10 protein-coding genes are annotated in these 9,512 nt (G+C 39.2%); 5 read left to right on the forward strand and 5 right to left on the reverse strand.

The window, feature by feature from the left end; all coding sequences use genetic code 11:
- Window positions 1–534: 534 nt before the first annotated feature.
- Window positions 535–2,106: an SEC-C metal-binding domain-containing protein gene (locus EFT72_RS18660; RefSeq protein WP_124068423.1), complete on the reverse strand. Its 1,572-nt coding sequence runs from the start codon at window positions 2,104–2,106 to the stop codon at window positions 535–537.
- Between the two features lie 356 nt (window positions 2,107–2,462).
- Here EFT72_RS18660 and EFT72_RS18665 point away from each other — a divergent pair, with 356 nt between their 5' ends.
- From EFT72_RS18665 to phoU, 5 genes are all read left to right on the forward strand, one after another.
- The gene (locus EFT72_RS18665; RefSeq protein WP_124068424.1) at window positions 2,463–3,377 is read left to right on the forward strand and encodes a phosphate ABC transporter substrate-binding protein; all 915 of its coding nucleotides are present in this window, start codon (window positions 2,463–2,465) and stop codon (window positions 3,375–3,377) included.
- 96 nt (window positions 3,378–3,473) lie between these two features.
- Entirely contained in the window at window positions 3,474–4,412 is a 939-nt protein-coding gene (pstC, locus tag EFT72_RS18670) for a phosphate ABC transporter permease subunit PstC (RefSeq protein WP_124068425.1), read from the forward strand.
- Complete coding sequence (gene pstA / locus EFT72_RS18675) at window positions 4,402–5,310, forward strand: phosphate ABC transporter permease PstA (RefSeq protein ID WP_124068426.1); 909 nt, start codon at window positions 4,402–4,404, stop codon at window positions 5,308–5,310. Before pstC ends, pstA begins: the two co-directional genes overlap by 11 nt.
- Complete coding sequence (pstB, locus tag EFT72_RS18680) at window positions 5,307–6,071, forward strand: phosphate ABC transporter ATP-binding protein PstB (protein WP_124068427.1); 765 nt, start codon at window positions 5,307–5,309, stop codon at window positions 6,069–6,071. Before pstA ends, pstB begins: the two co-directional genes overlap by 4 nt.
- 29 nt (window positions 6,072–6,100) lie before the next feature.
- The gene (gene phoU / locus EFT72_RS18685; RefSeq protein ID WP_124068428.1) at window positions 6,101–6,763 is read left to right on the forward strand and encodes a phosphate signaling complex protein PhoU; all 663 of its coding nucleotides are present in this window, start codon (window positions 6,101–6,103) and stop codon (window positions 6,761–6,763) included.
- Window positions 6,764–6,860: 97 nt separating this feature from the next.
- Here phoU and EFT72_RS18690 read toward each other — a convergent pair whose 3' ends face one another.
- Genes EFT72_RS18690 through EFT72_RS18705 form a run of 4 tightly spaced genes read right to left on the reverse strand, consistent with a single transcriptional unit; the run spans window position 6,861 to window position 9,003 of the window.
- The gene (locus EFT72_RS18690; protein ID WP_124068429.1) at window positions 6,861–7,382 is read right to left on the reverse strand and encodes a nitroreductase family protein; all 522 of its coding nucleotides are present in this window, start codon (window positions 7,380–7,382) and stop codon (window positions 6,861–6,863) included.
- A 21-nt stretch (window positions 7,383–7,403) separates the two neighbouring features.
- Window positions 7,404–7,952, reverse strand: coding sequence for an NADPH-dependent FMN reductase (locus tag EFT72_RS18695; RefSeq protein WP_124068430.1), 549 nt, complete (start codon window positions 7,950–7,952; stop codon window positions 7,404–7,406).
- Window positions 7,953–7,987: 35 nt separating this feature from the next.
- Window positions 7,988–8,551: a hypothetical protein gene (locus EFT72_RS18700; protein WP_206426688.1), complete on the reverse strand. Its 564-nt coding sequence runs from the start codon at window positions 8,549–8,551 to the stop codon at window positions 7,988–7,990.
- A gap of 44 nt (window positions 8,552–8,595) precedes the next feature.
- The gene (locus EFT72_RS18705) at window positions 8,596–9,003 is read right to left on the reverse strand and encodes an Rrf2 family transcriptional regulator (RefSeq protein ID WP_124068432.1); all 408 of its coding nucleotides are present in this window, start codon (window positions 9,001–9,003) and stop codon (window positions 8,596–8,598) included.
- Window positions 9,004–9,512 lie beyond the last annotated feature (509 nt).

The following is a 9,512-nucleotide window of genomic DNA, read 5'->3' on the forward strand; positions in this document are numbered from 1 at the left end:
GTAGCGAATGAAGCAAAACTTCATGAGCATACCGCTTGGACTTGCCATTGGTTCAATCCACGGTCAAAATCAACTAACTAGCTAATTTATTTCCCGTTTTTACTTGTTGTTTGGTTCGTATACAATTGCTTGTATTCGTTCTGAATTTCTCATTCAAAGTCATCAAACATGACTTTTATTCGAATTTTCAGGGTTTTACATACTGTTCAATCTTCTGTTTTCAAAGTGCTTTTTTTACTTTGTTGCTTCAACAGCAACCTATATAGAATATCATAACTGGTTATGTTTGTCAACCAGTTTTTTACTTTTTTCAAATTCCTTTTCCATCAATCAATGATGTGATTTTGAAGAAAGTTTGCCGCCGTTTTCAGCGGCGAGTTATATCATACCAAAGCATTCGACAATTGTCAACACTTTTTTTGTTTTTTTCAATATTATTAATTTACACGATTTTTTTAACAATTTATTCTATAAGAATGGAGTCCAAACCTTACCGATCAGGTTTGAACTCCATTCTTATTGCTCTTATATTTACTAGCTTCTCTTGCTACAGCATTTCTTATATTTCTTCCCACTCCCACATGGACAAGGTTCATTGGGATATATTTTTTGAATGTCTTTTCTTTGTGATGAAACATCTTCTAATCCCTTGATCACCATCTCGTAAGGCTTATGACCTCTGTTTAACACGATTCTGGTATGATTCCATACATCTGTTATATTACTTGCAAACTTTTCCATATGAACGGATGTATCTAAAAGAATTCCAGCTTCCTCTAGATCCTTGATTACTTCCTGAAGCTGACCGCCAAGACTAATCTCAGCCTGAACCTGTCGTAATACATAAGGAATCATCTCATCTGGTACATTCATTTCATCTGTGAGGAAATGGCTGAGCTTGCTTAATTCTTCACTCATCAAAAATCCAGTGTTATCTGCCATGAAACGAACTTCTTGCTCTGATGGAATATAATATGGAACTTTCTTCTGCGTGCGGATCAAATTAACAAAACGATTCTGCTCTGCCAGTGCCGCATCTATAAAATTCCCGTCAATGAATTTTACCAAGCAACGATATGGCAAAAGACGCTCATATCCTTCCATCAATTCTGGAATCGTAAGTTTCTTCTCTTCATATTTGTTAAAGGTCTCAAGCAAAACAGAAGGTGGTGTAATGGCATATAAGGAATTTGCTGCGCAAAGATAATCCCCAATCTTACATATGCGTCTGCGTTCTTCCTGAAACTCTGGTGTGTTAATTCTTTCATATTCTGTCTTTACTTCATCTGCAACCATGTAATCGTTGTTCGGTCCGACTGTCACATAACCGCCTGCATACAGAAAATCCAATTCTTCTATATTAAGTGCTGGAATCTTGTGATTCCCTGCTGCCACCTGTTCAAACAATTCGATTTCCGAATCACGTACGCATAAAAAATAAGACCTCATCTTATTATCATCTAATATAAAATCAATTGTCTTTTCGACCAATTCATGTTTTTTTAAATCAGCAACTCCATTAAGCTCATGTCTCTTTGCAATTTCAACAATGCTTTCTTTGTTATAACAATCATAAACATCTGAAATATGGACATCACCAGATTGATTGCCTGTCCCAGCTTTCAGGTTATCGTTTACCGCTTCCATATCAAATGCAGTCAAACCCTCAGCTGCTCCTTCTTCTAATTGCTTATAATAGTTATCTAGTCCACCACAGTCTTCTAAAAGATTATCCCCTTTGAACTTAATAATGGTTGCAAAGTCTTCGGTATCCCCCTCAAGGGCTTCCTCCATCTGTAGCACAAACTCCCAAGGAACTGCTGTTTTATATGTATAAGTAAATTTATTTGCATTCCCAACCAGCTTGTCGATGGTTTCATCCTTTGTTATGGAAAGAAACTTTTCGGAGTGGTCTTGGTCATTTGAAATCACCCGTACTTTTTCCGAACGAAACTCAAACTGATACTGGGATTGACCAGACCAACCATATGCAGTCTGAATTATCTGGTGCATGCGGTCAAATGTTATCCCTTCTGGTACCAGAATCCTTCTCCAAATCGGTGGTTTACTGCCCTTGATCATGATTTTCAATTGATATGCTCCCATGAAAACATCCTCCTGTCTCGTATCCTTCGTATCCGTTCTTATTAACGGAATGATTTATGATAGCTGTGAAATAAACGCACGTTACAATTTACCACAAGATAGCATGTTCTGTCCAGTATAACAAACCATTTTTTGTAAAATAAGCGGTTATTTTGCAATTATATCGAGAAAATTAAGATTTTGTTCTGTATTTTATTAGTATCTTGCACATACTATAACCAAAAAAGTAAGGTACAAGGCTCTTTACATAACCTTTACAGTTTCTATACCAAAATATGATTTCACGAATTTCATGTGACTGCTATACTCCATGTGTAGATAGATGCAATTGAAAAAGCGAAGAGGAGAATATAATTATGAAAAAAAATATTGTTAAGGTACTTGCTTTAGCTGGAATGGCTGTAATGACTATGGGGGCTTTAGCTGGTTGCGGAAGCAAAACCACTGAGACAAAAGCAGCTGACAGTACAACGAGTGCTTCAAATGAGACAACCTCTGCAGCAGATACAACCGCTGCTCCTGAGACTAAAGATTTAAAAGGCTCAATCAGCATGGTTGGATCCACTTCTATGGAAAAGCTTGCAACTGCTTTAAGCGAAATATTTATGGAAAAACATCCGGGTGTTACCGTTCAGGCTGAATTTGTTGGTTCTGGCGCAGGAGTAGAAGCGGTTACAAACGGCGCTTCTGACATCGGTAATGCATCTCGTAATTTAAAAGAAGAAGAAAAAGCAAAAGGAATTATTGAAAACATCGTTGCGATTGATGGAATCGCTGTCGTTACCGATCCTGCTAACTCCGTTTCTGACTTAACAAAAGATCAGTTAATCAGCATTTACAACGGTACCACAACAAACTGGAAAGATTTAGGCGGTGCCGATCAGCCAATCGTAGTCGTTGGACGTGAATCAGGTTCTGGTACCAGAAGTGCATTTGAAGAACTGTTAAAATTGGAAGATGCCTGCAAATACAGCAATGAGCTTGACAGCACTGGTGCAGTTATGGCAAAAGCTGCTTCTACCCCAGGTTCCATCGGTTATGTTTCCTTAGATGTTTTAGATGATACGGTTAAAACAATTAATTTAGAGAGCGTGGAACCTACTGCAGAAAACATCAAAGCAGGATCTTACTTCTTAAGCCGTCCATTTGTTATGGCTACCAAAGGTGAAATTTCTGAGCAGAATGACGCTGTGAAAGCACTCTTTGATTATATCTACTCAGACGAAGGAAAAGAGTTAGTTAAATCCGTTGGACTGATCCCAGCAAACTAACGAAACAATTTAAAAATAGTTTGCATAACGATTACATGTACAGGGGCGCAGCTGACTGATTATGCTACGTCCCCGTTTTGCGAAAGGAGCCACTTTATGCGTACAAAGTCTTATTCCATATTTGGCAGTCACGGAAGTAAATCTGGTATCGAACACGCTGCAGAAGTAATCTTTACAATCTGCGGCTTCTTTGCTGTTTTGGCCGTAGCGTCCATCAGTTTATATATGATATCAAGCGGTACCCCTGCACTGTTTAAAGTTGGGATTTTGGATATTCTTTTTGGCACTACCTGGATGCCGGATGCCGCAAATCCAAGTTTTGGGATTCTTTATGTTATTTTAACCTCTATTATTGGAACGGTACTGGCCATATTAATTGGAGTCCCAATCGGTGTATTGACTGCTGTTTTTCTAGCGGAAGTCGCTCCGAAAAGACTGGCAGATATTGTCCGTCCTGCCGTAGAACTTCTTGCTGGAATTCCCTCTGTCATTTATGGTTTGTTGGGAATTCTGATTTTAAACCCTTTAATGTATGATTTGGAATTGAAAATATTTTCAAATTCCACCACGCATCAATTTACAGGAGGTGCGAACCTGATATCTGCCGTTTTGGTATTGGCGCTGATGATTCTGCCAACCGTGATCAATATTAGCGAAACAGCCCTTTACTCTGTCCCTTCGCATCTTAGAAGTGCATCCCTTGCTTTGGGTGCCACGAAAATACAAACCATTTTCCACGTGGTAATTCCTGCTGCTAAATCTGGTATTGCTACTGCTATTGTTTTGGGAACCGGTCGTGCCATCGGAGAAGCCATGGCCATTAGTCTGGTATCGGGAAGCTCCGTAAACTTACCTCTTCCATTTAGTTCCGTCCGTTTTCTAACAACTGCTATTGTTTCTGAAATGTCCTATTCCAGTGGGCTTCATAAGCAGGTTCTGTTTACCATCGGATTGATTCTGTTTGTGTTTATCATGTTGATCAACATCTCACTCAATCGACTGTTAAAGAAAGGAGAAGAAAAACATGACAAATGATATGGCCATACCAATTCGCAGGAACACCCTTGTGGAAAAAAGTATTTTTGGCGGTAAAAAACGTTTTTCAGACCTGTTTTTAACGTTCTTAATTTACTTCAGTGCATTTCTTTCTATTTTTATTTTAATTGGCATCATGGGCTACGTTTTTATGAGAGGAATTCCACAAATTAACTTAGAATTTTTAACCACTGTTCCCAGTACAATAAGAGGAACCTTCGGCATTCTGGGAAATATTGTGAACACACTTTACATTGTTGTTATTACACTGTTAATTGCCACTCCTCTGGGGGTGGGGGCTGCTATCTATTTAAACGAATATGCCAAGGGCGGGAAAATAGTACGTGTCATTGAATTTACCACTGAAACGCTTTCTGGTATCCCTTCCATTATCTATGGACTGTTTGGATATGTTTTCTTTGGAGCAACCTTGGGATTTGGTTATTCCATTCTCACAGGTGCACTGACGTTATCCATTATGGTACTTCCCTTAATCACCAGAACCACTCAGGAAGCCTTAAAAACGGTTCCAGAAGCCTATCGGTCTGGAGCACTCGGAATCGGTGCTACCAAATGGTACATGATCCGCACAATCTTACTGCCAAGTGCCATGCCTGGGATTGTAACTGGTATTATTCTGGGAATTGGAAGAATTGTGGGAGAATCCGCCGCCCTTTTATTTACCGCTGGCAGTGGCTACATTCTTCCAAGAAACCTATTTAGTAAAGTATTTGAATCTGGCGGTACGTTAACCATCCAGCTTTACTTATGTATGCAGAAAGCCAAATACAAGGAAGCATTTGGAATTGCCGTTGTTTTACTTGTCATTGTACTGGCTATTAACGGACTTGCTAAATTTCTGTCCCATAAATTTAATACGGAGGCGAAAGAATCGTGAATACCAATACCATTAAAATTTCAACCAACCACTTAAATTTACATTATGGAACCAATCATGCCTTAAAGGATGTTAAGCTAGATCTTTTTACCAATAAGATCACGGCATTTATCGGTCCTTCCGGATGTGGAAAATCCACCTTTTTGAAAACATTAAATCGTATGAACGATTTGATACCAAATGTGAAAATAGAGGGCGAAGTCCTGTTAGATGGGGAAAATATCTACGATCAAAGAGTCGATACCACGTTACTTCGCAAAAAAATCGGCATGGTGTTCCAGCAACCCAATCCATTTCCTATGAGCATTTATGATAACGTTGCATACGGTCCCAGAATACACGGGATCAAAAGTAAAACCGAACTGGATTTCATCGTGGAAAATAGTCTGAAGGGAGCCGCGCTCTGGGAAGAAGTTTCTGGACGGCTGAAAAAATCGGCACTCGGGCTATCTGGAGGTCAGCAGCAGCGTCTTTGCATCGCTCGTGCGCTTGCGGTTGAACCAGAGGTTTTATTAATGGATGAGCCCACCTCAGCACTGGACCCCATATCCACTTTGAAGATCGAAGACCTGATGGATGAGCTTAAAGAAAAATACACCGTTGCAATCGTTACGCACAACATGCAGCAGGCAACCCGTATTGCCGATCATACTGCATTTTTCCTGGTAGGTGAAATCGTTGAATATGCGCCTACCACTGAGCTATTTACGGCTCCCAAAGATTCCAGAACAGAAGATTATATTACAGGACGGTTCGGCTAATTATAGAGAGATCGAAAAGGAGATCGAAAATGACAACAAGAATCAATTATGATCACGAATTAAATCTTCTTAATGATGACATTAAGGAGATGGGCCATATGGTCGAAGACTCCATTGAACAGTGTTTTATCGCATTTGAAGACCAAGATTTTGAAAAAGCGGAGGATATTATCAAAGGGGATCGAACCATCAATGATCTAGAACGCTCCATCGAAGCCCGCTGCCTTTCTATCATTCTTCGCCAGCAGCCAGTTGCCGGGGATTTAAGAGTTGTTTCCAGTGCGCTTAAAGTGGTAACAGACTTAGAGCGGATTGGAGATCATGCTTCTGATATTGCAGAATTAATCCTGCGAATCAAAGGCGAACGGGTATACCATGTGGTACGCCACATTCCAGCTATGGCCGCTGCCGCTAGAGAGATGGTACGTGGTTCGATTGAAGCATTTATTACACAGAATTTGGAGTCAGCCAGAAATATCGCAAAACAAGATGATGTGGTAGATGAACTTTTCAGCAAGGTTAAAATCGATGTGGTGGATTTGCTAAAACAATCCACGGAACAAATTGACCAGTCCATTGATCTTTTGATGGTAGCCAAATATTTAGAGCGAATCGGAGATCATGCGGTAAATGTATGCGAATGGACCGAATTTTCAAAAACGGGCGCTCTTAAAAATGTGAGAATCTTATAGGAAACGAAAAAAGACGAAACCATCTCCCCATTGGAGCAGTTCCGTCTTTTCCTATGTTGCTGACTCTTATATTCCTATATGGAATACTTCCTAAATATTAAAACTTATTTAAATGAAGTTTCTCGTATCGTAATTTATCTTCTTCATAAGGTTTTTTCACCTCATCCGGATATCCAATCGCGATTATACATTCAACACCATATTGTTCTGGTATTCCAAGTGCTTTTCTAATATATTCCTCCGCTGTCTCGTGCTTCGTATGAAATCTTTCCCTTACTTGAATCCAACAGGACCCCAATTTCAGATCCTGCGCAGTCAATTGCAGAAAAATTGATGCTATGGATGCGTCCTCAATCCATACATCACTCTCACTCTTATCCGCTATGACGACAATTGCTAAAGGTGCCTCTGCTAAAAATGCAGGACCAGGTTGTCTGGACTCTGAGAGTTGCTGAAGCAATTTTGCATCGGTGACAGCAATAAACTGCCAAGGTTTTATTGACCTTGACGAGGGGGATAGCAAGGCACTTTTAAGGAGCAAATCTAACTTCTCTTTTTCTACTTCCTTCTTTTGAAACTTTCTAATGCTTCTTCTGGATTTTAAAAGATCAAGTAACATGAATGATTCCTCCTGTGTAATTTAAGTGAGTTTTTCAATCCAAGCAGCAAAAGCAGTTAAAAATCCGTCCAAAAATTCTTTGGTACCCTCGTTATTTAACGCTCCATTTTCATCGATCAATGTATGAAAAGATCCAATGTACGCTTCAGGTTGAGCAAGGGTCAAAACATTGAGAAAAGCCAGTACTTGTCTTAAATGATGATTTGCCCCAAAACCGCCTATGCCGCCTGGTGACTGACTAATCACGGCACCCGGTTTGCCGTTCCAAACAGTTTCACCATAAGGTCTTGAACCTATGTCTAGCGCATTTTTTAACGCTGCTGGAATAGATCGGTTATGCTCCGGTGTAATGAACAGAACCGCATCTAAAGTCTTTACTTCATTCCGAAATACGGTGTATTCTTTCAAATCTTCCTCATCAAAATCCTGATTATAAAGAGGAAGTCCTCCAATATCGATAATTTTAAACACGTAGCCTTCCGGCCCGTAATTTTTGACATAGTCTGCAATACTTCCGGAAAATGAATTTTTTCTCAAACTACCATTAATAATACCAATTGTCTTACTCATAAAAATATACCTCCATTTAAAATTTTATCTCTATATTATTGATTGCATACGGTAAATCTAGTATGAATAAACTGCAGATTTTCTATTTCATCCAAAATGGCAACAGCCATGGTTTTACTTGTCACAACTGATTTGCCGTTGGAGGAAGTTAGCAAATGATCCGTTCCTAGAACAGGAACCGTCGCTTCTCCTGCAACAAATTCAGCGGATGGTGATACGCCTACCCAGTTCACATTTTCTATACCACGCAAATAATTAAGGGTTTTATATGCCTCCACTGGAATAGAAATCCAGGAAGCAGCGTCAGGTACGGTCTTCAAAGTGTCCAGAAATAGATTATTGTTTTCATCCAACAGACTGGCTGCACCAAGAATAAAAAACAGTCTGGGGCTTTCTGTTTCACGGAAAAAGCTCACAAGCTTTGCCGCCAGATCCAAATGTAAATATGCTTTATCCGGAGCGGTTGCAAAGGCATTTATAATAACATCAAAACCCTCAAGATCCGATTTCGTTAAATCAAATACGTCTTTATCTATTAATTTTACTCCATTTCCCAACAAGGATATCGCCTTATCTTTATGTCTAACAATTGCAGTCACCTCATGTCCGCGTATCAAATCATAATGAAATGAGTCAGAGCTGATTATATAAATTCCTTTGTGACGTCGGCCAAGCTAATGGCAGACAACTTTTCTTCTGTTTCGGTTTGTATATTGTCGTATATATGTTTCAATGTACCTTCTATCCTTGCCCCCACAGGGCATTTCGGATTGGTGTTGCTATGAATCCCAAACAATTCACGGTGGTCTTCGGATGCGAGAAAGATATCCAGAAGTGAAATATCCTTTGCTTCTCTGGCAAGACCTGTTACGCCAAGCTTAGTACTTGTTTTTATTAGCTTTGCCTTCTTAAAACGGCTCATTAAACGTCTGACAAGAGCGGGATTGGTGTTAACGCTAGAAGCAATGTACTCTGATGTTACCGGTTGTCCATCCATCAGTACAATCACACTTAATATATGAATGCCTACTGATAATTTAGTTGAATACATAAGCACCTCCTCCTGTAACCATTATAGTTACAAATAGGTTTTATGTCAAATGTTTTTTATTAATTATACGTTTTTGTTAACTCTGTATGGATTGGATTGCAAGTCATTTCTGGATTTGTTTTTAAAAAAGGAACGGCAAAAAAAAACAGAAAAGGGAGCTACAGGGGTATGAACGACTCCTGTAAAATTGTAACTGCCTACATAAAAACGCATAATTTCATTGTTTTCTTTGCGTGATTCCGGGCACGAAAAAGGGGCTGTAAAATAAGTCCTTAAAAAAATAGGATTCATATCAGTAAACGCTGGTATGAATCCTATTTTAGATTTATTTGTGTTTTTACATGGATAAATAATTATGTTATTACAGTTTTGACTAAAAAAGTGTACACAAAGTAACCCTTGGGAATCCAAAGCAGAGAAATCACCCATCTTGATTCTAGTTTCATGCAGCTATCAATTGGCGTTTGCTTTTATTGTGATACTTGTATAGGTTATAACCACAAGAAATC

The sequence above is a fragment of the Clostridium sp. E02 genome (assembly GCF_003833015.1).
Taxonomy (GTDB): Bacteria; Bacillota; Clostridia; order Lachnospirales; family Lachnospiraceae; genus Lacrimispora.

What these genes read in the sequence shown, in the direction of transcription:
- EFT72_RS18660 (WP_124068423.1), bottom strand. Translation starts at nt 2,106, where the DNA reads ATGGGAGCATATCAATTGAAAATCATGATCAAGGGCAGTAAACCACCG.
- EFT72_RS18665 (WP_124068424.1), top strand. Translation starts at nt 2,463, where the DNA reads ATGAAAAAAAATATTGTTAAGGTACTTGCTTTAGCTGGAATGGCTGTA.
- pstC (WP_124068425.1), top strand. Translation starts at nt 3,474, where the DNA reads ATGCGTACAAAGTCTTATTCCATATTTGGCAGTCACGGAAGTAAATCT.
- pstA (WP_124068426.1), top strand. Translation starts at nt 4,402, where the DNA reads ATGACAAATGATATGGCCATACCAATTCGCAGGAACACCCTTGTGGAA.
- phoU (WP_124068428.1), top strand. Translation starts at nt 6,101, where the DNA reads ATGACAACAAGAATCAATTATGATCACGAATTAAATCTTCTTAATGAT.
- EFT72_RS18690 (WP_124068429.1), bottom strand. Translation starts at nt 7,382, where the DNA reads ATGTTACTTGATCTTTTAAAATCCAGAAGAAGCATTAGAAAGTTTCAA.
- EFT72_RS18695 (WP_124068430.1), bottom strand. Translation starts at nt 7,952, where the DNA reads ATGAGTAAGACAATTGGTATTATTAATGGTAGTTTGAGAAAAAATTCA.
- EFT72_RS18705 (WP_124068432.1), bottom strand. Translation starts at nt 9,003, where the DNA reads ATGTATTCAACTAAATTATCAGTAGGCATTCATATATTAAGTGTGATT.